At 49.1% G+C, this 26,978-nt stretch carries 23 protein-coding genes and 1 pseudogene; 19 read left to right on the top strand and 5 right to left on the bottom strand.

The genetic code is table 11. The features are described from left to right. Nucleotides 1–11 precede the first annotated feature (11 nt). From BN1247_RS07125 to BN1247_RS07110, 4 genes are all read left to right on the top strand, one after another. Nucleotides 12–3,575 (top strand): heparinase II/III domain-containing protein, encoded by a 3,564-nt coding sequence (locus tag BN1247_RS07125; RefSeq protein ID WP_054949761.1) that lies wholly within the window; start codon nucleotides 12–14, stop codon nucleotides 3,573–3,575. 132 nt (nucleotides 3,576–3,707) lie between these two features. Beyond that, entirely contained in the window at nucleotides 3,708–5,525 is a 1,818-nt protein-coding gene (locus BN1247_RS07120) for a hypothetical protein (RefSeq protein ID WP_054949760.1), read from the top strand. Nucleotides 5,526–5,606: 81 nt separating this feature from the next. Then, complete coding sequence (locus tag BN1247_RS07115; RefSeq protein WP_054949759.1) at nucleotides 5,607–6,854, top strand: DegT/DnrJ/EryC1/StrS family aminotransferase; 1,248 nt, start codon at nucleotides 5,607–5,609, stop codon at nucleotides 6,852–6,854. A 96-nt stretch (nucleotides 6,855–6,950) separates the two neighbouring features. Further along, nucleotides 6,951–7,859, top strand: coding sequence for a Gfo/Idh/MocA family protein (locus BN1247_RS07110; protein WP_054949758.1), 909 nt, complete (start codon nucleotides 6,951–6,953; stop codon nucleotides 7,857–7,859). Nucleotides 7,860–8,072: 213 nt separating this feature from the next. On the opposite strand, the gene BN1247_RS07105 is transcribed toward BN1247_RS07110, so the two are convergent. Continuing rightward, nucleotides 8,073–8,522: a TetR-like C-terminal domain-containing protein gene (locus BN1247_RS07105; protein WP_261796062.1), complete on the bottom strand. Its 450-nt coding sequence runs from the start codon at nucleotides 8,520–8,522 to the stop codon at nucleotides 8,073–8,075. 48 nt (nucleotides 8,523–8,570) lie between these two features. After that, a complete protein-coding gene (locus BN1247_RS07100; RefSeq protein WP_054949756.1) occupies nucleotides 8,571–8,810 on the bottom strand; it encodes a hypothetical protein in 240 nt (79 codons plus the stop codon). A 300-nt stretch (nucleotides 8,811–9,110) separates the two neighbouring features. Between BN1247_RS07100 and BN1247_RS07095 the strand changes: the two genes are divergently transcribed. The 3 genes and pseudogenes from BN1247_RS07095 (at nucleotide 9,111) to BN1247_RS17960 (ending at nucleotide 10,046) form a co-directional block, all read left to right on the top strand. After that, the gene (locus BN1247_RS07095; RefSeq protein WP_054949755.1) at nucleotides 9,111–9,479 is read left to right on the top strand and encodes a GntR family transcriptional regulator; all 369 of its coding nucleotides are present in this window, start codon (nucleotides 9,111–9,113) and stop codon (nucleotides 9,477–9,479) included. Next, nucleotides 9,479–9,679, top strand: a pseudogene (locus tag BN1247_RS07090) (ATP-binding cassette domain-containing protein); the annotation flags it as partial. The gene BN1247_RS07095 and the pseudogene BN1247_RS07090, both read left to right, overlap by 1 nt. A 31-nt stretch (nucleotides 9,680–9,710) precedes the next feature. Then, nucleotides 9,711–10,046: a hypothetical protein gene (locus BN1247_RS17960; protein WP_054949753.1), complete on the top strand. Its 336-nt coding sequence runs from the start codon at nucleotides 9,711–9,713 to the stop codon at nucleotides 10,044–10,046. 159 nt (nucleotides 10,047–10,205) lie between these two features. On the opposite strand, the gene BN1247_RS07080 is transcribed toward BN1247_RS17960, so the two are convergent. After that, nucleotides 10,206–11,374 (bottom strand): IS3 family transposase gene (locus tag BN1247_RS07080; protein WP_261796013.1). Its coding sequence is split into 2 segments (ribosomal slippage): nucleotides 10,206–11,113 and nucleotides 11,113–11,374, totalling 1,170 coding nucleotides; the frame shifts between segments, so codons are not numbered across the junction. Between the two features lie 354 nt (nucleotides 11,375–11,728). On the opposite strand from BN1247_RS07080, the gene BN1247_RS07070 reads away from it, so the two are divergent. Beyond that, entirely contained in the window at nucleotides 11,729–12,652 is a 924-nt protein-coding gene (locus BN1247_RS07070) for a S66 peptidase family protein (protein WP_054949752.1), read from the top strand. A gap of 252 nt (nucleotides 12,653–12,904) precedes the next feature. On the opposite strand, the gene BN1247_RS07065 is transcribed toward BN1247_RS07070, so the two are convergent. Beyond that, entirely contained in the window at nucleotides 12,905–13,459 is a 555-nt protein-coding gene (locus tag BN1247_RS07065; RefSeq protein ID WP_054949751.1) for a DUF3221 domain-containing protein, read from the bottom strand. A gap of 387 nt (nucleotides 13,460–13,846) precedes the next feature. On the opposite strand from BN1247_RS07065, the gene BN1247_RS07060 reads away from it, so the two are divergent. From BN1247_RS07060 to BN1247_RS07045, 4 genes are all read left to right on the top strand, one after another. Further along, nucleotides 13,847–14,410 (top strand): GNAT family N-acetyltransferase, encoded by a 564-nt coding sequence (locus tag BN1247_RS07060; RefSeq protein WP_082415837.1) that lies wholly within the window; start codon nucleotides 13,847–13,849, stop codon nucleotides 14,408–14,410. A gap of 226 nt (nucleotides 14,411–14,636) precedes the next feature. After that, nucleotides 14,637–15,248, top strand: a complete 612-nt coding sequence (locus BN1247_RS07055) for an NUDIX hydrolase (protein WP_054949749.1) — start codon at nucleotides 14,637–14,639, stop codon at nucleotides 15,246–15,248. 500 nt (nucleotides 15,249–15,748) lie between these two features. Next, entirely contained in the window at nucleotides 15,749–17,374 is a 1,626-nt protein-coding gene (gene abc-f, locus BN1247_RS07050; protein WP_054949748.1) for a ribosomal protection-like ABC-F family protein, read from the top strand. A 227-nt stretch (nucleotides 17,375–17,601) separates the two neighbouring features. Beyond that, entirely contained in the window at nucleotides 17,602–18,054 is a 453-nt protein-coding gene (locus BN1247_RS07045; RefSeq protein WP_054949747.1) for a DUF441 domain-containing protein, read from the top strand. Nucleotides 18,055–18,302: 248 nt separating this feature from the next. On the opposite strand, the gene BN1247_RS07040 is transcribed toward BN1247_RS07045, so the two are convergent. Further along, the gene (locus tag BN1247_RS07040; RefSeq protein WP_222705237.1) at nucleotides 18,303–18,689 is read right to left on the bottom strand and encodes a DsrE family protein; all 387 of its coding nucleotides are present in this window, start codon (nucleotides 18,687–18,689) and stop codon (nucleotides 18,303–18,305) included. Nucleotides 18,690–18,908: 219 nt separating this feature from the next. Here BN1247_RS07040 and BN1247_RS07035 point away from each other — a divergent pair, with 219 nt between their 5' ends. The 7 genes from BN1247_RS07035 to BN1247_RS07005 all read left to right on the top strand — a co-directional run bounded on the left by BN1247_RS07035 (nucleotide 18,909) and on the right by BN1247_RS07005 (nucleotide 26,756). Beyond that, nucleotides 18,909–20,150 carry a Tm-1-like ATP-binding domain-containing protein gene (locus BN1247_RS07035; RefSeq protein WP_054949746.1) on the top strand — a complete coding sequence of 414 codons (1,242 nt, stop codon included), beginning with the start codon at nucleotides 18,909–18,911 and terminating at the stop codon, nucleotides 20,148–20,150. Between the two features lie 23 nt (nucleotides 20,151–20,173). Further along, nucleotides 20,174–20,992, top strand: coding sequence for a phosphoenolpyruvate hydrolase family protein (locus BN1247_RS07030; protein WP_054949745.1), 819 nt, complete (start codon nucleotides 20,174–20,176; stop codon nucleotides 20,990–20,992). Between the two features lie 159 nt (nucleotides 20,993–21,151). Further along, nucleotides 21,152–21,970, top strand: coding sequence for a response regulator transcription factor (locus BN1247_RS07025; RefSeq protein WP_074011073.1), 819 nt, complete (start codon nucleotides 21,152–21,154; stop codon nucleotides 21,968–21,970). A gap of 43 nt (nucleotides 21,971–22,013) precedes the next feature. Then, nucleotides 22,014–23,162, top strand: coding sequence for a sensor histidine kinase (locus BN1247_RS07020; protein WP_231633187.1), 1,149 nt, complete (start codon nucleotides 22,014–22,016; stop codon nucleotides 23,160–23,162). 297 nt (nucleotides 23,163–23,459) lie between these two features. After that, entirely contained in the window at nucleotides 23,460–24,395 is a 936-nt protein-coding gene (locus tag BN1247_RS07015; protein ID WP_054949743.1) for an ABC transporter ATP-binding protein, read from the top strand. Between the two features lie 87 nt (nucleotides 24,396–24,482). After that, on the top strand, nucleotides 24,483–25,607 hold the full coding sequence (locus tag BN1247_RS07010; protein WP_054949742.1) for an ABC transporter permease: 1,125 nt from the start codon (nucleotides 24,483–24,485) through the stop codon (nucleotides 25,605–25,607). Beyond that, nucleotides 25,608–26,756 carry an ABC transporter permease gene (locus BN1247_RS07005; RefSeq protein ID WP_054949741.1) on the top strand — a complete coding sequence of 383 codons (1,149 nt, stop codon included), beginning with the start codon at nucleotides 25,608–25,610 and terminating at the stop codon, nucleotides 26,754–26,756. Nucleotides 26,757–26,978 lie beyond the last annotated feature (222 nt).

Raw genomic sequence — 26,978 nt, 5'->3', positions numbered from 1 at the left:
GAGGGATGAAGGTGTTAAGAAAACTAGCGCCGGTTGCGTTAACTATCTCTTTGTTACTAGGAACATATTTTACGAGTTCCACCGTCACGCTTATCGCGGCGAAAAAAGAAGAGCTAACGAATGATAAAACCCGCAGCACCATTTATACGGAAGCAAAGGTGACAGCGGCCCGGGAAAATGTCGCGAAGTACAATTGGGCAAAAAGCTTACGCGATGGGGCGGTGGAAAAAGCGAATAAGTACTTAGCGAAAGGGTATGACTTTTTGTGGCAAGCAGTCCCCGCACAAACGCTTCCACGTAGCTACGGGGTGAATCAGCAGTTAGGTAGCCCGATTACGGGAAGGGAGATTGACAAATACGGCAACTACCCATATAAAGCCGATCCGGTAAATGAACCGTGGAAAATTGTCGATCCGAGTAGTGGGTACAAGTTTCCGACGAATGACTTTGGAGCCTACTATGAAAGCGGATTGGACGAGCAGGGCATTTTTCGTCCCGAGTTAGCCGATCGCCGTTTACTCGTCAACACGCTCTATCCGGAAAAGGGAGAGACGTGGGGCGTAGACGACGGGTTTGGCTGGGTCGACGAAGAAGGTAACCGGTACACGTTTATCGCTTACTATGTCCATTGGAATTTGTGGTATGGACAAGGAACGGCGCTCATTCACGATGCGTTACGGGCGTTCCGGGACGCTTATTTGTACACAGGAGATGTCAAATACGCCCGGGCAGGCTCCATCTTACTCGATCGCGTGGCGGACATTTATCCGACTTTAGACGTTGCACAATTTGACAAATCGGTTTACCTCAATTCACACGGTGGGACGGGTTTGGGGAAAGCGATTGGGTCCATTTGGGAAACGTCCCTTGTGAAAGACTTGTTAAGTGCCTACGACGCGTTTTACCCGGCGATGGACGACGAACAGCTCATTGCGTTTTTGCGGGAAAAAGCGGCGCAACACCAGTTAACTAACCCGAAAGACAGCGCGCAAGGGATTAGGCGCAACATCGAAGACGGTATCGTACGCCAAGTGTTTCCCGCGGTGAAGAAGGCACAAATATTCGGTAACAACGGCATGCATCAAAGTGCCCTCGCCATGGCAGCTGTCGTTCTCGATACGAATCCGGAAACGAAGGAATGGCTCGACTTTAATTTCCAAGCGGGTACGCGGTTAACGAATCCTTACCGCGTAACCGGCGGCAACATACTTCCGACACTCGTCAATTTAGTTGATCGCGATGGACATGGCAACGAAGCAGCGCCCGAATACAACCAACTGTGGCTGCAGCAATTTTTAATGACGGCCGACATCCTCGACGACTATGACCGTTACCCTGTTGCTGATTTGTATCAAAATGTAAAGTTTCGCAAGATGTTTTCCAGTATGTACCCGTTGCTCCTAAGTGAAAAATATATACCTTCAATCGGTGATCACGGAAAAACTGGTGCCCCGAATATAAATGTGCTCAAGCTCAACGAAATGGTGAAGGCCTTTGAAAAGTTTGGCGATCCGATCTTTGCACAGCTCGCCTATTTTCTAAATAGTAACCGAACAGAAGGGTTACACGGTGATGTGTTCTCTGATCACCCCGAAGCGGTAGCAAACGGGATTAAAGCTGTCATCGATGAACACGGCCCCTTAAATTTAAAGAGCTCACATTTGACGGGTTACGGTTTTACCGCATTACGGGATGGGAGGGGTGTCCGCGATTCCTTCGGCATCACTTACCCGTTTCCCCAATTGGAAGTGGTAGAGCAGAACACGGACTATAAATTTTTCGAAGACTCAGGAACGATTCAGTTGGAAGCGAATGACACTGGGGCGATGATTCAGTTTGCTATCGACGTGCCAAAAACGGACGAATACGAAATCGCGCTACTACCGTTTAAAGCGCCTTCTTACGGTATTTACGAAATAAGGATCGATGATCATCTCGTAGGAGAATTTGACTTTTATGGTGAACGAACCGACGACTTTGCCACAATTGCCACTATGACCTTAACCGAAGGTACCCATACGATGACCTTCACAGGGATCGGCAAGCACGAGGCAGCGACGAATTACAAAATGGGGATTCGCAACTTGTCCTTGCTAGATCGAGAGGCCCGAAAAGAGCGCGACGAAATGGCCGGTAAAAGTAACACGTTACGCGATGTGTGGACGTATTACGGTCGCAGCAGCGGACACGGCCACCGCGACACGTTAAATGTGGGCCTTCACGCCTTTGGACTCGATTTAGCACCTGATCTCGGGTATCCCGAATTTGCTGACGCTAACGACAAACATCGGCACCAGTGGGTGAATAACACGGTGAGCCATAATACGGTCGTCGTCGATAAATCGAAGCAACAGGCGCAGTGGGGTGGCTTTCCGCACCATTTTTCCGACGAGGAAGTGGTCAAGCTGATCGACGTAGAAGCGCCGCACGTATACCCGCAAACAGAACAGTATCGGCGGACGACGGCGATGATCAAAGTGAATGAGTCCAATGCGTATACGGTTGACTTTTTCCGCGTGAAAGGTGGCGACGACCACCATTTCAGTTTCCACGGTGCGGAGGGTGTGGTCACTACGGATGGGCTCAATCTCGTAGAACAGCCGACTGGCACGTATGCCGGACCGGATGTGGCGTACGGCGAACGGGTAGACAGTGTAGACGGCCCAGGATATATGGGGAGTGGATTTCATTATTTGGCAAACGCCGCGCGGGACGAAGATCCGGGTAGTCGTTTTAGTGCCGATTGGGATGTGGTGGACACGTGGAATGTGTTAAAAAAAGATGAGGACGTTCACTTAAGGTTGACGATGCTAGGTGACTTCGATGAAGTTGCTTTGGCCGACGGGGTTCCGCCGCAAAACAAACCGGGCAATCCGAAAAACTTACGTTATTTAATCGCCCATCGTAGCGGAGAGAACTTGGACAGCTTGTTTACTTCAGTGCTCGAACCGTATAAAGGTGAACGTTTTATTCGCGCAATCACGCAAGTGCCGCTAAAAGTGAAGGGTAAAGTTGTTTCCGGGAGCGAAGCGGTGGCCGTGAAAGTAGAACTTACAAACGGGCGGGTCGATTACATCGTTAACTCGCTTAATCCGCAAGCGACGTACACGGTGGACGATACGTTTACGTTCAAAGGCTTTTTCGGAGTTTATAGCGAAAAAGACGACCGTCAACTGCACAGTTACCTTCACGATGGTACTTTATTAGCGAAAAAAGACAAGCCACTCGTGCGCATGCCTTACGGTTCTCTCGATGGAAAAGTAACGAATTTCACAAAGGATCTCAGCCTAGCGAATGAGATCGAGGTAACCTTTGACAAATCTGCCCTTCCGAAGCAGCTGAACCTAACGGGCGCCTACATTTACGTCGCCAACGACGGGGAGCGCAACGCGGTGTACGAAATTAAAGGGATCAAGCGCAAAAAGGGAAACCGCTACACGCTCAAGATCGGCGATGTGACGCTCGTACGGCGATTTGTCGACGACGAAGATTTTGCGAAAGGGTATGTGTATGACATTTCCAAGGGGGCAGCATTTTCAATACCGCTGACGAAAACGTGGTCGGTCCAAAAATAGTCATAGACGGGGCGAGGATGCAGAGGGGAAACTAATTTACGCCACTTTAAAGTCCTTGCCCCGTAGAATACGATGCGACACAATGAAGATAAATGGGGCAAATGTTATGGCGAAATAAAGGAGATGACGTCCGTGAGACTCGATATTGCAAGATTAGGGGTCTTTCACCCTATAGAAACGTATCGGCGGCGGTTTACAGAAGGAAAAAATTGTTTTTCCTTGTTCGCACAAGAAGTTTTACAGCATGCCGGGCTATCGTACCATTTCGTGAAACCACGGACGATTAGTCCCTCGGTAACCGATGTGCTCCTTATTCCCGACGCTTCGTTAGTAGAAAGGGAAGATGTACCGGAAATCATCGATTTTGTCCGCGCTGGCGGGACGGTAATTCAATTTGGCGGTGCGGGGGCGTTAGGTAATCGTCTCGGTCTGTTTACGCTCCGTCAGTTACCTTCTGGCTATGCGTCATTGCCAGACGAGCAGAACAATCCGGAACCACTTCGTTTTCTAGGGGCGAAGTCGCTCGTTGTCGGTGACCGCGAAGACGCGCACTGGCAACTTGATTGGAAGTCCTCCGGTGAACTACGCTATGGACCACACGGTTCAGCGCTGCAAGCGGTGTTTTATGAAGCGGCGTTCGTGCGCGGGAGGGCCATCGTTTGCGCCGTTGACGTTTTTGGAACGATGGTGTTGCTTCAACAAGGCGATCAGCCAGTGACTGAAGACGGCATGCCCGCCCCGGACGGTACGGCGCCACTCGACGATGGCATCTTAAAAGCGGAAGACACGTTGCAGCAAGATTGGGAGTGGGACCGCCGATTTACCCCTTCGGGAGGTGCATACTTCGCCTTGCCCTACTGTGATTTGTGGCGGGAGGCGGTCGTGCGCTTAATCGTAAACGCTTCGCTAAAACAGGGCTATACTGTTCCGATTTTAGGATACTTGCCTGCCGGCATTAGCGCAGTCGCCCACTTATCCCACGATAGCGATCACAATATTGACGAGTCGGCAGAGACGACGTTGAAGCTGTTAGAGCCCTTCGGTGTTACATCAACTTGGTGCATGATTGAACCGGGTTACAGCTCCTATATTTACGACCGCGTGCGAGCAGCGGGACATGAACTCGCTTTTCACTATAATGCCATGGAAGATCAAGGGGGGAAGTGGAGGGAAGCAGAATTTAAGCGTCAGTTCAGTTGGTTGAGAGAAGCGACTGGTTTAGAAGAAGTCACGAGCAACAAAAACCATTACACCCGTTTTGAAGGGTGGGGCGAATTGTTTGCCTGGTGTGAGGATGTTGGGATTGAGGTTGACCAGACGCGGGGCCCGAGCAAAGGTGGTAACCGCGGTTTCGTATTCGGCACGTGTCACCCGTACCGACCGATTGCACTGTTTGACGAGGAGAATCGCCTATATAACGTGCTAGAGATCGGCTTCCTCACACAAGACTTAGACCTTTCGGATTACTGGGGTCGAAGTGATATTATGTACCCTTTACTCGCTCAGGTGGAGCGGGTCGGCGGTGTCGCTCACTTTCTTTTTCACCAAGTGCACATTCACAACAACGAAAGTGTAAGAAAAGCGATCAAGTCATTGTTCCATGAAACGATGCGACGCGGTATACCTTGGTGGACGACGAAACGTATTAACGAATGGGAGCGGGCGCGCCGTACCGTCCACATCGAAGGCGTGGATCGCGCCGAAGCGGATGATGTGGTCGGCGAAGTGGTGAAAGCTACAGACGGATCGTCCGCCATCAAAATTGTGAGCGCTGCTGAATTAAAACAAGCTGTCGTCTATATACCGGTAAAGGGTGATGCAAGACTAGGTGATACAACGGAGGAAGCGAATTCGGGTAGTGCAATCGTCATGTATCGCGGAATTCCGTGCCAGCGGCTAGTTGTCGATCTCGTCCCGGGTGAGAAAACTGTTAAACTGGATGCTTTTTAACCGTGGAAGGCGCGTAAGGGGAACCCCCTAAATAATGGAGGTTTAAGCGAACCTCTTTTATATGAGTTAGGAGGCGAAATTATGGATAAGAGCGTGACGAATGACGCGTTAGCGATTGACGGTGGCCCGAAAGTTAAAACGACGTCGTTTGGAACGGGTAAGCGGTTTGGATTGGCGGAAGCGAGACAGTTGTTAGAGGCACTAGAACAAAACACGTTGTTCTACCACTCCGGGGGTAAAGTGAAAACGTTTCTGGATGATTTTAATCAGATGTACGGTGTGCCTTACAGTGTGGCAACGTCTTCCGGTACAGCGGCGATTCACGTCGCGTTGCTCGCCGCCGGAGTAACGGTAGGCGATGAAGTCATTACATCCCCGATTACGGATATGGGAACGCTTGTCGGCATTTTGTATCAAAACGCGATACCGGTGTTCGCCGATCTACACCCGCACACGTACAACATGGATCCGAAGTCGATTGAACAGTGTATTACGCCGCGGACGAAGGCGATTCTCGTCGTCCATCTCGCAGGTAACCCTTGTGACATGGATCAGATCATGGCCATCGCCCGGGAACATAAGCTAAAAGTCGTGGAAGATTGCGCACAAAGTTATTTGTCTTACTACAAAGGAAAACTTGTCGGGACGATCGGTGACTACGGCTGTTTTAGCACGAATGATTTTAAACACATTTCGACGGGGGACGGGGGAATCGTCACTGTCAACTCCGGGGAAGAGGCAGATCACTATCGCGTGCATGCGTTTGCCGATAAAAACTATCGACGTTTTAGCCAAAATGTTACAGGCAGCATTCACACATTAGCGCCGAACTACCGCATGACGGAACTTCAAGGTGCGGTCGGGATTGCCCAGCTGAAAAAACTACCCGCGATTTGTGAAAAGAGGCGGCGCTACGGAGACCGCATTACAGCAAGTATCTCGGGATTGCCCGGCATTTTCCCACACGAAGTGACAGCGGGAGGGAAGTGCTCCTATTGGTTTTACATGTTTCGAATCGAAGAACAAGAGCTAACGTGTGCGCGGGATACGTTTGCCGCGGCATTAAGTGCCGAAGGCATTCCGTGTTCGCCTGGTTACATCCCGCACGCCGTTTACGAGCACGGACTGTTTAGACAGCGACAAGCATATGAAAATAGCCACTTTCCATTCGACTTGAGCGACGTTCGCTATGAGACTGGCCTTTGCCCTCACGCCGAAGCAATTTTACGGACAGCAATCAACATGCCGGTTAGTGAGTTTTACTCCGAGCGCGACGTCGAAGATATCATTGAGGCGATTCGTAAGGTCGCCCATCATTACGCCAAATGAGCCAATTTTGTACTGCAAAATGTACAGATGTATCGAATCGCGACTATAAATTGTCCTGTAACTAATGAGGGATTGACACCAAATGGAGGATTAACAATGTCTACTAGCATAAACATCGGCATCATCGGGTGTGACACGTCGCACGTTCCGGCTTTCACCCAACTACTCAACGATACAAGCGCCGCGCATCACGTGCCGGGTGGCAAAGTCGTGGCCGCTTTCCCGGGTGGCTCTCCCGATTTTGCGTTAAGTTACACGCGCATCGAAGGCATCGCGAACAAACTGCGCGAGGGGTACAACGTCAACATTGTCGATTCACCGGAAGCAGTTGCCGAGCAGTGTGATGCGATACTGTTAGAATCGGTCGACGGCCGTGTTCACCTTGAGCAGTTTAAGCGCATCGCACCTTACCGAAAACCAGTATTTATCGACAAGCCTTTTGCCGTTTCATCCGCCGAAGCTAAGGCGATCGCGCGAGAGGCTTACACATACGGCATTCCGATCATGAGTTGTTCCGCCTTGCGCTACTCGGAAGGGTTCACGTATGCACTTAACGATTCGGGCGGTAGCGGTGACATTATTGCCTGTGATGCCTACGGTCCGATGGAAATTGAACCGACCCAGCCGGGTTTGTTTTGGTACGGGATTCATACGGTAGAAATGCTGTATGCCGCTCTAGGTAAAGGGTGTCGGCAAGTAACCGCCGTATCCAACGAGGATCACGATCTCGTCGTCGGGGTGTGGTCGGATGGACGAATCGGTACGATTCGCGGTAATCGCAAAGGGAACATGGCGTTCGGAGCGCTCCTTCACCGGGAAAGGGCGACGTCTTACGTCGATGTGTCCGCTGACGACAAACCGTTTTACGCCAGTATGTTGGAACACATTATCACGATGTTCCGGACAGGGGAAGCGCCGATCGATCCCGCTGAAACGCTAGAAATCGTCCGTTTCATCGAAGCGGCTAACGAAAGCCGTAAGGACGGGAGGGTTGTTTATTTGTAATAGAATTATTGTACTGTTCCGCAACAGGTAACAGAGTTAATTAACAGAGTTAATAGCGTCACGGTGATCGAACGCTTGCCACCCCTTGACGAGTAGCTAAGGAGTGGCAAGCTAATTGATCGCATGTCGTACAAATCCGGTCCAAGTTTTAACGTTTGTTTGCTTCGTATGCCATTTGGTTCATCCACATTGTCCTCTGCTGTGTTGTCCCCCTTAGCATTGTCCATCGTCGTGTGACTGGTCCATACGTTCTGCCGTCGCATCGTTCGACGTATTTTTCACCGTTTTCGTCGCTTCATTAGAAATACCGCGTATAAGAAGTGCACCCGTCTTTTGGAACCAATGTGCGGGGTCTATTTTTTCCTTTTTAAAAAGCAATGCATAGAAGTAGACGCCCTCAACGATGTCAATCACATCTTCCACATCGACATCAGGACGGATTTCGCCGCGGGCGATTCCTTTTTGTAAAATGTGGGCGAGAGCCTCACGCCGAGGGGCGGCGAACTGCTCCCAGTAAACGTCCATTAATTGCTCGTTGTCGATTATGCCGACAACAACTTTTTGCACCGCTAGCGACGACTTAGCTGCAATGTCGTTAACTGCGTCCATCATGCCCTTCAGCACCGCAATGAAGTCGGTTAGTGTATGTCCGGTATCGGGGATTTCTATGTCGTCTGCGGTTCGTATAGTCGGATATTTTCATCGGTTAATTTAACTGGACACCTCCGTCTGGTCCGCTTTTTTGGCAACGCGCTCGGCGCGCGAAGGGAGGAAGAGAGCCGTTAGGACAATCCCGATCGCGATGACGCCGACACACGTCAAGAGCGCAGCACTCATCCCCTCCAAAAAAGCATTATCTATTACTAATAATAGTTGTTCACCGAGCGGAGTTTCAAGTTTTGCCGCCATTTCCGTAGCTACGCTGAGCGATTGACTCATTTGCGCAACCATTAAACAGTAAGCCTTCTAAAACGAATGTGATCAGTATCCGGCGAAGGTCGCCCGCGTAAATCGGTCATTTCGGAACATTCTTAAGTCTGTTATCGGGTGTGTATCCTTTCGCTGCTACAACGTAATCAGGGCGGCAAGATGACGCCGAAAACGAGACCGTTCACATCTGCTATGTAAGCGAAGTAGCCGACGTTCGGGACGGTCATAGACCAATCTATTTTTAAAAATAATTATTGACGAGGAGGTTTAACACGTATATGGTTAGTTACATGAGTAACTAACCGAAGGAGTACTGAAGGGGTGAGTGTGTTGATCGATGACAGCCGTCCGATTTTCCTCCAAATTGCTGAACGGATCGAAGACGACATCATTGAGGGGAGGCTGTCCGCAGAGGACCAAGTTCCTTCTACGAACCAGTTTGCTTCCTATTACCAGATCAATCCAGCGACCGCAGCGAAAGGCGTGAACGTGTTAGTCGAGCAAGGCATTTTGTACAAAAAGCGAGGGATTGGAATGTTCGTCACTAAAGAGGCGCGGCACATATTGATGGAGAAGCGAAGGCAACTGTTTTTTGAGCAGTATGTCGTAACGATGCTCCGCGAAGCGAAAAAACTAGGGATTACGACAAAACAACTAACAGACATGATCGCGAAAGGAGATAACGTGTGATGAGCAACGTGATCGAAGTGAGAGAGTTAACAAAATCGTACGGAAACGTTACAGCGGTAGATGCGGTCAGCTTTAGGGTGGAAGCGAACAAAATATACGGGTTGCTCGGCAGAAACGGGGCTGGAAAAACGACGCTTATGCGCATGCTGACAGCGCAGTTGTTTGCCACGAATGGCGAGGTAAAAGTGTTCGGAGAACATGTTTGCCATCGGAATTATTACTTTAGCGCAAATGTTTCCGTTTGCCCTCGGTTTTAGCGTACGGCGGATCGATTTTTTCTGGGGGACAACTGCGGCAGTCGCCCTCATAAGCGCCGCTTCTACGATCGTGTTACTACTATTATCTTTCGTAGAAAAGTTATCAGGTGCATGGGGTGTCGATGTACATTTTTTCCACTTACCGTATGTAAATGACGGGACGGTGATCGAGCAACTGTGTGTCTACTTTACTTCCATGATCCACCTGTATTTCTTGGGCTTTGTCATCGCCAGTGTATATCAGCGATTCGATAAGGTGGGCATGTTTGTCTTCATGATCGTCACGGTTGGTACTATGTCAATAAAGTAGACACATTAAATCGAGAAATATGCAACTACCTACGGGTTAAGGTGACGGCTTGACACGGAGCCTTCGTGGGTATGACTGTTAGCGATCGGGCGATCTCCTCGTATCGAGTGATCGCTTGGCAGACAAGCCTATCATGCCCGCCTCTCCATATAAAGCCGTCTACGCGATCGCTTCCATGCGGCCATCATACATTTGTTCAAACTGACAAGGTGACACATAGCCAATAGCCGAATGGATTCTTTGGCGGTTATAAAAGAGCTCGATATATTCAAAGATAGCCACCCCAGCTTCTTTACGGGTTCTAAATGACGTTAGGTGCACCAATTCCCGTTTAATGACACTATGAAACGATTCGATGCACGCATTATCAAAGCAGTTACCTTTTCGACTCATGCTGCACTGCATACCGTACTTGGCTAATCGCGCTTGATAGTCGTGTGACGCGTATTGACTACCTCGATCCGAATGATGAAGCAGTGATGGCTGAGGACGTCGTACACGATAAGCTTTGTCGAGCGCTTTTAATACGAGGTGCGTGGTCATTCGCTTGGCGACATGCCAGCCAACGATTTTACGTGAATATAAATCCATAACACTCGCGAGATAAAGCCAACCTTCATCTGTAGGCACGTAGGTAATATCCGCGACCCATACGCGATTAGGTGTTTCCGCACTAAACTGTTGATTTAACGTATTCGCGTGAACAGGAAACGAATGCTTGGAATTCGTCGTCGCCTTGTATTTCTTAACCGTTCGGGACCGTAAATGATGTTGGCTCATTAAGCGGGAAACCGTTCGCTGGGACACTTGTTCTCCTTCCTTTCGCAACAATGCGGTGATTTTTGGGGCACCGTATAATCTTCGCGAATGAAAGTAATAGTGATGAATGCGCTTAACGAGTTTCTTTCGCCGTTTGTCACGCGCACTTTCGGGTCGTTTTAACCAACGATAATAACCGCTTCGGGAAACCTTGAACACCTGGCACATCTTCTCGACACGGAACTTGAAGCGGTGTTTGTAAATAAAGGAATATATTAGCGCCGGTCTTTGGCGAAGATGTGCATGGCCTTTTTTAGAATGGCGTTTTCCTCCTCTAGATCCCGAATACGCTTTTGCATGTCACGCATCGTTTGATCTTCAGGCTTTAAGTTGCCACTTCCGACAAAAGCATTTTCTGGGTCTTGTTTATACTCATTGACCCAGCGATACAGTGTGTTTTCCGATATGCTTAATTCGCGAGCAACTTGTGCCACGGCTTTACCTTGTTCCAATACGTATTCGACAGTTTGACGCTTGAACTCACGATCGTAATTCTTTCGACGTTTCATGTAGAACACCTCGAATCATTTAGTTTTATTATAATCCCCCGATTCGGTGTGTCTACTTTTTAGTCTAGCACTAGGTTGTAACTATTAGCGTCTGTACGTACAATGCGTGGTGGGGTGAGATGTTTGGCTGGTTTAGTCGTCATTCCGCCTTCGAACTCGCTCTGTGGACGGTTCCAGTCACTGCGATTTATATGTGCGCATCGTATGCGATGCTGCGAAGAGCGAGTGTTTAATCGCAACGATGACAATATCCTAGATTAAAGTGGTTTACGGTTATGGTTGCGCTCCTTCTTCAATATATTTTTAACAGCGATCAACACGCAAACACGCTTTTTCTTGGAAGGAGAATAACTTATGGCCATTAGACCGCCTATTTTGCAGCCGGGTGACACGATTGGGATCGTTACTTTAGGTAGTCCACTAGACGCGACGGTCATTGACGCACGCATAAACACCCTCCGGAATATGGGGTTTAACGTTCTATTAGGTGACCACGTGTATGCGCAAAACGGGTTTCTCGCGGGTACGGACGAGGAGCGAGCCAGAGACCTTATGCGCATGTTTGAAAATGAGCAGGTCAAAATGATTTTAGCTTCTAGGGGTGGGGTAGGGGTTGCAGGAATACTCCCCTACCTCAACTACGATACGATTCAACGCCACCCAAAAATTGTTTCAGGCTATAGCGATATAACCATTTTGTTAAATGTGCTGTATCAGTACGCTAATTTAATTACTTTTCACAGTTTAATGCTCATTAACTTCCAGGTGGCGACTCCGTCGTACAATTTTGACCAACTATTTATCGCCACATCGACATTAACGTCTCCGCGGCGCATCCAAAATCCCCCAGACATTCCACTTGTGAGTAGAATCCCCGGCAATGTCACCGGTCCAATTGTCGGGGGTAACTTATCGTCTTTTGTCGATTCGTTAGGGACACCTTATGAAATTGACACAAGGGGAAAGATTTTGTTCCTAGAAGACACTCATGAATCGATCAATACGGTCTACAGGTATATGAATCATTTGAAATTGGCTGGTAAATTCAAAGACTGCATAGGAATTATCATGGGGGAGTGTACAGGTTGTCAAATCGCTTACGGTAAGTCTTACGAAGATTTGATCACCGATTTCGTCGTGCCACTCGGAAAACCACTGATGACCAATCTTACGACCGGACACGGTACGTACAAAACCGCGATCCCGATCGGTGCCGTCGTTAACTTAAATACGGAAAATAATACATTAACGGTACAGGAACCAACCGTCAGTACATGACGCGTACATGCACTCGGTTGACGAGCAGTCACTTGTTTGCAAAAAGGAGGCGTCTGTCTGTCACACATAAACATACGTTTTCAATGAATGAGCTTTTTCTTCTAAACGGGAGTGCTAACGATGAAAACGAATGGGGACATGGATCCATATCGTTTTTGCCATGTTTTCCAAAAAAAAAAGCAGTGGCACGTAACGTTGGAGGTGCCCCCGGTTCAAGGGTTCGAACGCTTAGACGTTATCGTCCAGACAATGTTAATCGTTCTCCAAAATAACGATTTTACCTGCGGTGGCACCGACTGGGTATGACTCTTGAACGGGACCGGTAAACGTCACTTCCACTTTTGCACCCTGTGCTAAATCTTTAAACTCGGCTGGAACAATGTCTTTCCTCCGTTGCTGGAGAATGACTGTGCTTTTCTTCACACTAATCGATGCTTTATCGTCGGTTGTATCTTCTTCCAGTTTTCCTTCGACAAAAATATACCCAAGCTGGTCTTTCAGCCGAGGGGTTTCTGTTACGGGATCGTCACTTGAAACGGAGTCATCCGGATTGCTGCTTTTACCCTGATCCTCGGTGGGAGGGACGTTAGTGTGTGTGTATCGTTCTAGATCCGTCACTGTTCCGCGGATGTTTACCTTCTCGTCTCGGGTGTGAGGACGTTGGTCGCCGCCCTGCTCCGGCTTCGTACCGCAGGCGACAAGGGCTGTTACGACAATACCGACGGTAAATAGCGGCAATAGCGCAAAGACGATCGAGCGCTTCCTTTTGATTATCCTTAGATGGCGGATCCACCGATTCGTTTTCACGTTGAAAACCAATCCTCCTTCAATGGAAGTTGTGGAACTACTTCAATTGACGCTACTGTAACATAGACGATTTAGCATGCGATTAGTTGCACGTTATTCCTGATTCTTGCAAGGACGATTCACTTACAATGTCATCGTCAGTTTCATTTTTTGTAGGAGTTATGTTTCTATTTTAGAATGTATATGGTAAGATTAAAAAATATCGCACGAAAGTTGTCTACTTGCAATCAACCGCAGCGATGGATGCGCCGTCAAAATTTTCCTTGGACCCGCTGGCATTCAATGTCTGAGAGTGTCCTTAACGATCAAGATGCTAGTTAAATATCTCGAAACGGGAGTTGGGATGACAATCTTTGTACCCGAGTCAAAATGAAGGGGGGGCGTTTCATGTCGATAAAATATATCGAAGGGAAAAAAGTATATTTAAGACCTTATGAACCGGAACAAGATCGGGAAACGCTGTATCAGGCAATGTTTGTGCAGGAGTCCAATTTATTTACGGGAACAACAAGGCCCTTCTCAAGAAAACAAATCGCGCAACATTTAGAAAGAATCGCGACTGGCGATGAATCACGGGTCGATTTTGTCATCGTCCGGCAAATGGACGATAAAGCGGTCGGTGAAGTTGTTTTAAATGACATCGAGCGACGCAACGCGAATATTCGTATCGCGCTTTTTGACCATGCCAACTTTAATAAAGGCTATGGAACGGAAGCACTGCGGTTAATGTTAGACTTTGGTTTTGGCATGTTGCAATTACACCGTATCGAGCTCGGCGTGTATGATCATAACACACGTGGTATTTACGTGTACGAAAAACTCGGCTTTACAAAAGAAGGGGTATTAAGGGAGCACCTTTTCTATAACCACCGCTATTACGACTTAATTATTATGAGTATGTTGGAAGACGAGTACAGACAGTTGTATCTGAAAAACGGGGAGAATACATAGGCGAGAATCCCGTATTTGCTGAGTGGGGCTCTGAAATCCATCAAGTATAAGTTTACTTCAGATGTGCCTTGCTCGACGATGGTAACCATGCGTCCGAAGGAACGAATCCTGATTCGGATCACGTAGAGATCGCGTGTGTTCCGTTGACTAGAAGCGGGTTCCGTTGACTAGATTGGATGATGTGAGACAGTCTATCACACGGTATAACAAAGAAGGAATGGACCTAATGACACACGAAATGCTTAACATATTTGACGGGGACGGGAAGCACCTCGGCGTAGCAGATCGCGAAGACGTACACCGAGCGGGCTATTGGCATGAAACGTTCCACTGTTGGTTCGTCAGCCTAGAAGCTGACATCGCCTACATCTATTTACAAATTCGCAGTGAGCAAAAAGACTATCCGAACCTATTAGACATCACTGTTGCTGGACATTTGCAAGCTGATGAAACGATTGCCGACGGTGTCAGAGAGATTAAAGAAGAAGTAGGGCTCGAAGTTGCATTCGAGCAGTTAGTACCTTTAGGCGTCATTAAAGATTGTATCGCCTGCAACGAGTTCGTCGACCGCGAATTGACGAATGTTTTTTTGTACGAAAATGATCAGGCATTAGACGACTGCCAACTACAACAAGAGGAAGTGGCGGGAATCCTGCGTACCGCGTTCGACGACTTTTATAACTTGTGGTATGGGGGCGCACAAGAAATTCCCGCCGAGGGATTTATGGTTAACGGGAGCGGGAAAAAGGTGGCGATTGACAAGACAGTTGGCAGGAGTGATTTTGTGCCGCACGAGCAAGTAGCCACATTGATACGGAAAAAATTGCTCACACCGTAACGGTAACCAACAATGCCGGTAACAAACGATTCTTCGGCATGTCAGTCGATTCATCCGTATGACAATTGACCGTCACGGCAGTTGAATGGACTTGACGCCCTATTATTTTTCGCTTAAACTGTGATTAACATTCGAAGGAGGTGGGGAAGATGAATCAACCTAGTAACGGCATGACAGCGATACAAAAGTATTTGTGGATCCGTCGTGCCATTTTTTCTATTGCGCGTGTGAAACAGGATAAGTATGCCTTTTTTTACACATTCGCATAGAAAAAATACTAGGAAGAGACATCTACCCACAAACGGTTTTTGTAAAAGCTGTGATGAGCTGTACAACACCAATCGATTTTTTCTTCGGCTACCTACAGCTAGTCAGTACAGCAAATTGGTACAATGTCACAGTACCAATCAGTATAGCCAAATAGGGCTGTAAAGACGGGGGGCGTGTCGCTCTACCGTCTTTTTTTGATGTCTCTTTCCCATTACGGAGGAAGAGAAATTATGATCGTTTGTTCGATGCAGGAAGTCACGCAAACGTACGGTTCACATACAGTATTCAGTCGTTTAAGTTGTGAAGTGAAACAAGGGGAACGGATCGGCCTAATCGGTCGCAACGGGGAAGGAAAGACGACGGTCTTAAAGTTAATGGCGCGAAAAACAGAACCGAGTGAAGGGCAAGTCGTCTGGAAAAAAGACCTTTCTGTCGGCTTACTGGAACAACTGCCGGTAGTTCCACCCCACGAGACGGTGTACGACGTGTTGTGTGACGCGTTCCGCGAGCTGCTAGACATGAAAGCACGACTAGCCGAGTTGGAAAACGAATTAGCGCAAACGAAGAACCCCACTACATTAGAGGCACTACTGGAAAAGTACGGCACCTTACAAGAACAGTTTCAAGAAAATGGCGGGTACGCGATCGATGCCAACATTAGCCGCATCGCCAGCGGCTTAGGACTGTCGCCGTTACTGCATAAACAGTGGCGGCAGCTCAGTGGGGGTGAACGGACGAAAGTAGGGCTGGCGAAACTACTGCTACAGGCCCCCGATTTGCTGTTACTGGATGAACCGACGAACCATTTGGATTTGCCGGCACTTGAATGGTTGAGCGATTTTGTTAAGCACTACGACGGGACGGTCGTCATCGTTTCTCACGACCGCTACTTTTTAGATGAAGTCGTCACCGGAATTGTCGAATTGGAGCAAGGGGAACTTCACGTTTACCACAGTAATTATTCCGCCTACGTTCTCGAACGCGAGGAACGGCTATTACGGGAGTTCCAACAGTACCACGACCAGCAAAAGAAAATAAAGAAAATGAAAGAAGCGATTAAACGGTTAAAAGAATGGGCCAACCGTTCCAATCCGCCGAACGACGGGATGCACCGCCGCGCCAAGAGCATGGAAAAGGCGTTGGCTCGTATCGACGTATTGGCAAAGCCAGCATTGGAACAACGCAAAATGGCACTCAATCAGCAGACGGAGCGGCGCAGTGGCAACGACGTGTTCATTGTGGAAGATATCAGCAAACGATTCGGCAACCGTACGCTGTTTCGCGGGGTGAATCTAACCATCCGCTTTCAAGAGCGCGTCGCCATCGTCGGTGCCAACGGCAGCGGAAAAACGACGTTGTTGAACATGTTGCAAGGTAAGGAAACAGTCGATAAAGGAGAGATCCGGCGGGGCAGCAACTTATCAATTGGCGTGTTGTCCCAGCACGGGCAAGAACTGACACCGGAGCTGACCGTCTTGGAGGAATTTCGGGATAAAGTCCACGTGGCAGAAGGGGAAGCACGTGGACTGTTGGCGCGGTTTCTCTTTTACGGTGCGGCTGTGTTTCGCCAAGTGAGCGACTTAAGCGGCGGAGAGCGGATGCGGTTGCGCCTCGCGCAGCTCGCCTGCCAACAGCACAACGTGTTAATCCTCGATGAACCGACAAACCATTTAGATTTGGCGGGAAAGGAAGTGCTAGAAGAGGCGCTAAGTGAGTTTCCTGGGACGATTGTCGCCGTCTCCCACGACCGCTACTTTCTCGACCAGCTCTTCGACACGACGTACTGGCTCGCGGAGCAGCAGTTGACGCGGTATGAAGGGAACTACTCCTTTGCAAGAGGCAAGCAACGCTTATAAAGTGGTTTGCGGTCATTTTCCAAGGCGATCAGCGTGGTCTATGCCATCCGTCCATGACTTTCCGGCCGAGGAGGTCTAATGTCGTTCGATACCAAGGAGAAGTCAGGCGGTGCACGCGCTGACTTCTCTTCTTTTTTTGCTTCCCCATTAAAAATACGGTAATGTTATTTTGTAGCATCCGCTGCAATCTTAACGTTCTAAGCGACCTAAAGGAGTTATTTCAGATTATGGCAAACGTCGATATTACAGCCTTGCTGCTATTGCTTTTTGCAGCGATCGGACTATTGAGCAACAACGCTACCATATCAATTGCGGTTCTCATTTTGTTACTTTTGCGCGTGATGAACCTGCACCAGACATTCCCATGGATTGAAAAGTACGGCTTAACGATCGGCATTATCGTCTTGACTGCTGGCGTTATGGCGCCGCTCGCCAGTGGAAAGATATCGCTCGATACGATTCTGCGTTCTTTTTTGCACTGGAAATCACTGCTGGCGATTGCCGTCGGTATGCTCGTTTCTTATTTAGGCGGACGCGGGGTCACGTTAATGAGCCACCAGCCAACGATCGTCGCCGGCTTACTCATCGGCACCGTTTTAGGGGTGGCCTTATTTCGCGGTGTGCCTGTCGGTCCCCTTATTGCCGCTGGGATTCTCTCTTTGTTAATTGGGAAGTCCTAAGACTTGGATCTTAGGACTTATGTGCCCGCTACCTTATAGGAAACAACAACTATGGTTACGTTCTTTCAATATATTTTTTGCCGAGAATTTCCTTTAGGGTATAAGCATCAGACGGAAGCTTTTAATGTAGTCCGTACAGTAATCGAATAAAAAAAGAGAGGCCTGGAACTTAGTGTCCGGGCCTTCTCTTTTGCTACGTACAGTGCTTTTACTTAGATTTGTGTATGAGGCGACTGCTTTAGTGATGCTTAGTTGAGCTGTAGCGTCGTTTTCGCGTTGTCAAGCAAATCGATCACGTCTTCTGCATTGACGATTTCAATACCCTCGAGTAACTCATCGTCGGTGGATATGTTGTTGTGAATCATACAGGCCGAACAAACTTTAATCGTTCCACCAGCAGCTTGAAACTCATTGATTAATGGTTTAATCGGCTTGAAAGGTTCCCCAATGTCGATGTCGTCGGAATAACCTTTTTGCACGAGTTTGACGGCGTCAGACAACAGTAGCACAGCCGCGCGGTGCCCTTTTTTTTGCGCGTTGAGGGCCATCGTGAAGGCGATGGTGATGTTGTTTGGGTTTTCTTTGTCAGCCGTTAACGTTGCGAGAAACGTTGGAAATGTCATGATCTCGTTCATCTTCCTTTCGTCGTATGACTTAGTTCGTAGCGTGACAATGCTACCGTGTTTGTTCATACTTCATTATATACCCCCATAGGTATATTATGCAAGCGTAGTAGTGACAGTAGTAAACAACTGAAGCTCAGGTGATACTTAAGCTTCAATTATGTAAAAAGACGGCTTTCGCATATAATATGGGTATACGAAGGATAACATTTTGTAGATTGGTGTGATTAGGTGAGTGAGCAAAGAAGGTCGACCGTCGTTTTACTTGGTACGTTGGACACAAAAGGGAAGGAGTATGCCTTTATACGAGACTGTTTACATGAGCAAGACATCGATACGTTGTTAGTCGATGTAGGCGTCATCGGTGCGCCGCAAGTTCAACCTGACATTTCGAATGAAGCAGTCGCACGCGCGGTCGGTTACAATATAGAGGACCTTATCGCCGCAGGGGACCGCGGTGCTGCCATTCGTGCGATGGCCGCTGGTGCCACTGCTATCGTCAAACAGTTATATAGTGCCAATCGGTTGGACGGTATTTTAGGATTAGGCGGTTCGGGAGGGACCGCGCTCGTCACTCAGGCGATGCGCGAACTTCCCGTCGGGGTGCCAAAACTGATGGTGTCGACGATGGCTTCCGGCGAAACGCGTCCGTATGTTGGCGCGGTCGATATAACGATGATGTATTCCGTCGTCGACATTGCAGGTATTAATGCATTATCTGCCCGTATCTTGGGAAATGCAGCTGGTGCGATCGCCGGAATGGTAGAAACATCCACTTTAATGCACGCCGCGGCACGGCCAGAAGACAAGCCGCTCGTCGGAGCGACGATGTTCGGGGTTACGACGCCAGCAGTGGAAGCGGGTCGCGAGCGGCTTGAAGCGCTCGGTTATGAAGTGCTCGTCTTTCATGCGACGGGAACAGGCGGGCAGTCGATGGAGGCGTTAATAAAAGATGGCTTTATCTCGGCGGCGTTTGATTTAACGACGACGGAACTCGCGGACGATCTCGTAGGCGGGGTACTGTCGGCGGGACCAAATCGTCTAGAAGCAGCTGGGGAAATAGGCATTCCCCAAGTCGTCTCTCTCGGCGCACTCGATATGGTCAACTTTGGCCCTAAGGCATCTGTACCTGACAAATTTTCGGACAGGCTGTTGTACGAACACAACCCGACTGTGACTCTGATGCGAACGACCGCCGAGGAATGTGCGGAGTTGGGGCGACGCATCGCTGCCAAGTTAAATCGGGCCAAAGGGCCGGTTACGCTTTTTATCCCGCTTAAAGGCGTTTCTGCTATCGATCAAGTGGGGCAGCCATTTTATGATCCGGAAGCTGACCGCGTCCTCATTAAAGCATTGCGGGAAACAATTGACGATCATGTCGTCGACGTACGTGAAGTGGACGCACACATTAACGATCCCGCCTTTGCAGAGGCTATGGCCGATCGTTTACACGAGCTGTATCAACAACGATAAGACAACAATGGAGGTCATAAACAATGATCACAAGAGAAGACGCACTTACTCGGCTCCAGCAAGAAGTACAAGCCGGCCGCCCGATTATCGGCGCCGGGGCAGGAACGGGTCTGTCGGCCAAGTGTGCTGAGGCTGGCAGTACCGACTTGATCATCATTTATAACTCGGGGCGTTACCGGATGGCTGGGCGCGGTTCGCTCGCAGGGTTACTCCCTTATGGCGATGCAAACGCAATTGTTACCGAAATGGCGGGTGAAGTGTTGCCAGTCGTGAAAAATACACCTGTCCTTGCCGGCGTATGTGGCACAGATCCGTTTCGGCTCATGCCTGTTTTTTTGAAACAACTCAAGGAAATGGGCTTCACTGGCGTACAAAACTTTCCGACTGTTGGCCTCATCGACGGGAACTTTCGCGCCAATCTCGAAGAAACAGGGATGGGGTATGACTTAGAAGTCGACATGATTCACGAAGCCCATCGCATTGGACTGCTAACGGCGCCGTACGTTTTCGACGAAGAGCAAGCGCGAAAGATGGCTGAAGCAGGAGCAGATGTGCTCGTCCCGCACATGGGATTGACGACATCGGGAACGATCGGCGCCAAGACGGCCATGACGCTCGATGAGGCTGTGGAACGGGTGCAAGCGATGCATGACGCGGCGAAAGAAGTGAATCCCGACATTTTCGTCCTCTGTCACGGCGGACCGATTGCAACTCCCGACGATGCCTGCCACGTGCTTAAGCACACAGAGGGCGTTGTCGGATTTTTCGGCGCTTCGAGTATGGAACGTTTGCCGACGGAAGTGGCGATTACCGAGAACATGCGCAAATTCAAGTCGATTTAAAAGAAGTATTAGCTGCCGCACAGTCGGCAGCTCTTTTTTACACTACATGTCACCGTATCTTGCTGCTAATACCAAGCGATCCTGTGGTAAAATTGAAAGAACCGCAATTATATGCTTCCATAAGATAAGATGAAAGCAATGGAGAGGAGGTTGTCTACAGTGAAAATAAAAGTGTTAATCGCCGACGACAATTCTTTCATCCGGGAAGGGTTAAAAATCATTTTAAACAGTTTCCCCGAATTCGAAGTTGTTGCTGCTGTCGGCGACGGGGCAGAGGCAGTCGCATACTGTAAGGGCAACGACGTAGACATTGCCTTGTTAGACGTGCGCATGCCACATATGAACGGCGTGGCAGCGACTCGCCTGCTAACGAAAGAGACAAAGGTAAAGCCACTCATTTTGACGACGTTTGACGATGACGAATACATCGTGGAGGCGATTCAGTCTGGCGCGAAAGGGTATTTGCTTAAAAATAACGATCCCGAGCGGTTACGGGACGCGATCAAAAGCGTGTACAACGATCATCACGTGCTGCAAGACGTCGCCCTGGAAAAAATTATGCGCGCCAGTGGTTCAGCAGCGGGTGAATTAGCTCCTACGCCCATGCGTGAACCAGCTAAATCAGCTGGTGCGTCAATGCTAGCAGATCCAGCGGCAGATGACAGGGTGAATAACGGGCAGACACGCCGCCCAGACGATGCGCGTACGACCACTCAGACCCAGTCTACTCTCACCGCTCCTTCGACAAAAATCGACCGCAGCCTATTCACCGAACGCGAGCTGCAAATTATGGCAGAGATCGCAAACGGCTTGACGAATAAAGAAATTTCACAGAAACTGTTCCTATCCGCCGGGACGACGGCCAATTATATCACATCAATCCTGAACAAGACGGGGCTATCGCATCGCACGCAAATCGCGATTTACTATTTGACGGGTGAAATTCGCGCTACCGAAACTACGGAACACGAACGATAGAACAGAAAAATAGAACAACAGAATATAGGAGTAGTTACGAGCGATGAAATGGACGATGGATCTTTGGACAATTGCCAACAAAGCGGTGGTGCTCGTTTACGTAGTTGCGACAGGCTATTTTCTTCCGACAACGGATACGGCGTGGTTTACGCTCGCTTTGCTCTCATACATATGCTTGAATACGGCCATTCCTATTTTTAAGTCTAGTCGCTTGAAAGTCGTGCTCGTCGTCGGGTCGGCAGCATTCGTTCTCGCGTGTGGCTACTATTTAGATGCGCTTTTTTTCCTCCTTCTCGCTGTACACGGGTATGAGCTGGCGGCACTCCTAAGCGGTAGTAGTAATGGCAGCGGTAGTAGTAATAGCAAAAAGACTGCCCTACTGTTAACACTTTTACCGAGTATACTCATTCCGGCCACTCTTGTACCCCTTTACATACTAACGGCACTACTCGGTTTCGCGCTGCACGCGGCTGCCAGTACGTACGAAGAAAAAGTGGCGCGACTGACGACTGAAAATGACCAGTTGCAAGAAGACATATACAAACTGAACAAAACAGTAGCCGAGAACAAGGCATTCCTTCGGCAGTCGACGTATACCGGTAAACTAGAGGAACGGCACCGGTTGTCACAGCAAATTCACGACGAGGTAGGACACGCGATGGCCGGCGCGCTAATTCAAATGGAAGCGGCGCGGCGACTGCTGGCGACTGACCACGACAAAGCGTCGGAGCTACTCGGCAACGCAATTGCCATTTCCCAGGACGGACTGGAACGCATTCGGTTAACGCTGAAAAACTTAAAACCGCGGCCGGAAGAAATCGGCATAAACAAACTACGCCTGCTCGTGGACGAGCTGTCAGCGAACCAGGACGTGACAACGACGTTGACCCACTCTGGAAATCTCGATGTCATAACGCCACTACAGTGGCGCATTATTCAAGAAAACGCCGTGGAGGCGGTTACGAACACGTTGAAGTACGGCAGAGCGACCGCCATTCATTTTGAGATTGAAGTACTTGGACGTGTTATTAAGGCGGTCGTTATCGACGACGGGGTCGGTGCGGCTAAAGTGTTGAAAGGGCTCGGCATCATCGGCATGGAAGAGCGAGCCGCAGCCGCAGGAGGCACTGTCATCGTCGACGGCTCGAATGGGTTTAGCGTAACGACGCTATTACCGTACGATGGCGCGTAGGCGCGTAGGATTGTCGTGATTCAGTTTAACGTGCTAAAATAGCAACAAGGCATGCGCATCATTTGTCTTCACACACATAATATTTTCCATGAGATTCTGCATACGCGGGATCGCAAACGTGAAGCTTTTCCTCTTTATGCGCATATGAGACACGAATTGATTGTGAAGATTTTCATACGAAAAAGGTGAACTTTGCTACTAACGCAGGTTCACCTTTTTCTTTTACAATAATTGTACAGAAATAAACGAGCTACAAAAACGGCGTTATAAGATCTATAAAAAAGGGAGTGACTCAACGTGAACGTCCTCGACATTCGCCATCTTACGAAAACGTTTGGCGATTTTGTCGCCGTGGACAATTTGTCCCTTAGCATAGGGGAAGGTGAAATATTCGGCTTCCTCGGCCCGAACGGCGCGGGCAAAAGTACGACGATTAATATGATTGCCTCCTTATTGCGCTGCACAAAAGGGGAAATCGACCTGTTCGGGAAAAACATCGCCCGCAACAGCAAGTTTGCCAAAAGGAACATCGGCATCGTTCCGCAGGACATCGCTATTTACGAAGATATGACCGCCTATGAGAACGTCAGTTTTTTTGCCGGATTGTACGGGCTAAGAGGGGCTTTGCTCAAAGAACGGGTCGCTGAAGCGCTCGCTTTCGTCGACCTTACCGACAAGCAAAAAAGCTTTCCGAAAAACTTTTCCGGCGGCATGAAGCGACGTCTAAACATTGCCTGTGCCATTGCTCACCGACCCAAGTTAATCATTATGGACGAACCGACGGTCGGGATCGATCCGCAGTCGCGGCGTTACATTTTAAACTCAGTGCGTCAGTTAAACGCGATGGGCAGTACGATTATTTACACGAGCCACTATATGGAAGAAGTCGAAGAAATTTGTACGCGCATCGCGATTATCGATAACGGAAAGATCATCGCCTTTGGAACGAAGGAGCAGTTGAAGGCACTCATTGACGATACGAAGGAGATCCGCATCGCGGTGAAGACCGACGAACCGTTCGAGGCCGAGGCGTTAACTCAAATTAGCGGCGTCGTCGGTGTACAAAAAGAAGAGCAAGCGCTGCGCATCCAATCGCAGGCAGAAGTGAATAACTTAAACCGCATCGTCCAGCAACTAATCAGGGATGGCGTAGAAATACGTTCCGTCCAAGAGATGGCTCCCAATTTAGAGACGGTGTTCCTTACGTTGACGGGCCGAAACTTGCGCGATTGACCGTTAATCGCTGGAGTAGTGAAAGTTACGAAAAAAACTATTGGGGAATAAAAGGAATGTTCCTTTTCCATAGGAGGATAGTGAACGGTGAATGTATGGCGCATCGCCTGGAAAGAAATCCGCAGTGACTTGCGGGATAAACGCTCGTTTTTATTCATGTTGGCCTTTCCGATCGCACTTATGCTCATTCTCGGGACCGCGCTAACGAATGCGTTTGAAAACGAGGTGAAGCTGGAAAACGTGACGCTACTTTACACGGATAAAACGACGGACGAACAGATTGCTGCAAACTGGAAAGGGTTTATCGAGGAGGTGCAGAAACACGGCATCCATTTCCAAAAAGTAAGCACTGGAAAGGACGGGCAAACTAGGGTACGTGCCGACCGTGCAACCGGATACGCCGAGTTAACCGATCGCGGGATCACCTATTACGGGAGTAGCAAACAAACGATTGAAAGTAACATCGTGCAAGGGATGATGTCGGTTTTTGCCGATAAATACTCATTAGCTGCGGCTGCAGCCAAAGAACAACCGGAAGTCATACCGGTTCTCGCGGCCCATGCGACACCGTCCAGCGATTTCATTCGCGAAACGTCGCTCATAGCGGACAAAAGTCCCGGTTCACTCGACTACTACGCAGTCGTCATGTCGACGATGATCGCCCTGTACGCCGCCTTCAGCGGTAGCGCGTTATTTGAACGGGAAAGGTCACGCCGAACCGCTATTCGTTTGTCCGCCGCGCCCATTGGACAGTGGGAAATATTTTTGGGCAAAGTGATTGGCTGCACGGCGATCAATGTGTGCTTTGTCGTTACCGTTGTCTTGTTTAGCAAATACATCTTTAAAGCTGAGTGGGGGGACCACGTCGGTATCGTGTTCTTCATCTTAGTAACAGAAGTGTTACTCGCGGTTAGTTTTGGGCTCGGACTCAGCTGTCTACTCGGAGTAACAAAAGCGAACGCGGCCGTCTTTTTTTTCGTACAAATCGCGTCGTTTCTCGGTGGCGCGTATTTTCCTATCGGCGAGTTCCAAGGGTTTATGGCAATGCTCACAAACATGTCGCCGTTGCGTTGGACGAATCAGGCGCTAATGGAAGTCATCTACTCGAGCAACTTGCAAGTTGCTCTGCCGCTCGTCGCCTGGAACATTGCCATCTCCGCGGCGTTTCTGTTCCTTGCCGCCGTCATTTTACGCAGAAGGGAGGCGTTGTAAATGAAAGATTGGTTATGGCTCGTAGGCCACTCGCTTCGCCGCATCGCTCGTAAGCCGCAAACTTGGTTTATCAACTTCGGGTTGCCCATTGTCGGCGTGCTACTAACGATGATGATATACGGAAGTGCGGAAAGCCCCGTGCTCCGCGTAGCGATTGTCAACGAAGACGGCAACAACGATATCGTGCGAGATGCCATTCACTTCGTCCGGCAACTACAAGACGTTGAAGTGAGCGAGCAGGATGAAGCGACGATGCGCGCCGACATTGCGGCAGGGAAGAAAGATGTAGGGATTGCGTTCGCACCCGGTTTTGCGAAGGGGGTACGTGAAGGAACGCCTGACGGCATGACAATTACTTCTCTCAAGGGGATCCAAGTGACCGCGTACGTCAAAGCGATGCTGCAAAACGACGTGGCCAACGTCGCGGCGATCGGTAAGGCGACGGGAGACGACCGTGCCGCTTTTGATAAGCTGTATACATCTTATCGGAATAATAGTTTTAAAATGGATGTCGCTAAGCTGAAAGACACGTCTAAGTTGAAAGCAATGACATATCAATCAATCGGTTTTCTTATTACCTTTATGATGATTTCCGCCTTCAATCAGTCGGAGCTCATCTTAGAAGACAAACAAGGCCGCACCTTTTTACGCCTGTTGTCGTCGCCTGTGTCGTCTAAAACGTACGTTCTGTCTAACGTGACGATTAATTCCCTCGTCCTGTTAGCGCAAATTGTCGTGACACTGCTTTGCATGCGGTACGTCTTTCACATCGACGTTGGTGTTCCGTTTGCACAGATGGTGGCGACACTATTCCTATTCGCCCTGACGTCGATTAGCCTATCGCTACTCGTGATCGCCTTTGCTAATAGCAGTGCTGCTTCTGGCGCGATGAACACATTCGTCGTGACGCCAACTTGTATTTTGTCGGGCTGTTATTTTCCAATCGAAATCATGCCCGAACCGGTGCTAAAAATCGCACACCTTTTTCCGCAACGCTGGCTACTCAATACGGTCAATGGCTTGCAGCAGGGGGGAGCATACGGCAGTATCGCGTTAAATCTTGCGATTTTGCTCGCCTTCGCCGTCGCTTTCGCGCTCATCGCCATTTATCGCTTCAGCTACAACAACGACACGCGGCAGTTCGTGTGAGTAGAAAGTAGTTTGTGTAAGTGAGAAGGGAGAGGGGGAGGATCGGCGAATCGGCATCCGTATAGGGTGCCGATTTGTGTACACCCCACATTGGACGGTTTTAATGCCAGAGCGACAACGACGTAGTTGGGACACAAAGAAGGAAAAACCATCGGCTTATAAAGTACTCAAGCACTAAAGGCTCCTCGCGGTTTCCTCGTGGTTAGAGAGCCCGGCATCCAA

Origin of the sequence: Numidum massiliense (assembly GCF_001375555.1) — a bacterium.
Lineage (GTDB): Bacteria > Bacillota > Bacilli > Thermoactinomycetales > Novibacillaceae > Numidum > Numidum massiliense.
This window is presented reverse-complemented; position numbering and strand designations above follow the sequence as displayed.

Bases quoted from the DNA above. Each gene is read 5' to 3' on its own strand.
- BN1247_RS07110 (WP_054949758.1), top strand. From the start codon at position 6,951: ATGTCTACTAGCATAAACATCGGCATCATCGGGTGTGACACGTCGCAC.
- BN1247_RS07070 (WP_054949752.1), top strand. From the start codon at position 11,729: ATGGCCATTAGACCGCCTATTTTGCAGCCGGGTGACACGATTGGGATC.
- BN1247_RS17960 (WP_054949753.1), top strand. From the start codon at position 9,711: ATGTTTCCGTTTGCCCTCGGTTTTAGCGTACGGCGGATCGATTTTTTC.
- BN1247_RS07040 (WP_222705237.1), bottom strand. From the start codon at position 18,689: ATGAACGAGATCATGACATTTCCAACGTTTCTCGCAACGTTAACGGCT.
- BN1247_RS07030 (WP_054949745.1), top strand. From the start codon at position 20,174: ATGATCACAAGAGAAGACGCACTTACTCGGCTCCAGCAAGAAGTACAA.
- BN1247_RS07115 (WP_054949759.1), top strand. From the start codon at position 5,607: ATGGATAAGAGCGTGACGAATGACGCGTTAGCGATTGACGGTGGCCCG.
- BN1247_RS07005 (WP_054949741.1), top strand. From the start codon at position 25,608: ATGAAAGATTGGTTATGGCTCGTAGGCCACTCGCTTCGCCGCATCGCT.
- abc-f (WP_054949748.1), top strand. From the start codon at position 15,749: ATGATCGTTTGTTCGATGCAGGAAGTCACGCAAACGTACGGTTCACAT.
- BN1247_RS07055 (WP_054949749.1), top strand. From the start codon at position 14,637: ATGACACACGAAATGCTTAACATATTTGACGGGGACGGGAAGCACCTC.
- BN1247_RS07045 (WP_054949747.1), top strand. From the start codon at position 17,602: ATGGCAAACGTCGATATTACAGCCTTGCTGCTATTGCTTTTTGCAGCG.
- BN1247_RS07100 (WP_054949756.1), bottom strand. From the start codon at position 8,810: ATGGTTGCGCAAATGAGTCAATCGCTCAGCGTAGCTACGGAAATGGCG.
- BN1247_RS07020 (WP_231633187.1), top strand. From the start codon at position 22,014: ATGAAATGGACGATGGATCTTTGGACAATTGCCAACAAAGCGGTGGTG.
- BN1247_RS07060 (WP_082415837.1), top strand. From the start codon at position 13,847: ATGTCGATAAAATATATCGAAGGGAAAAAAGTATATTTAAGACCTTAT.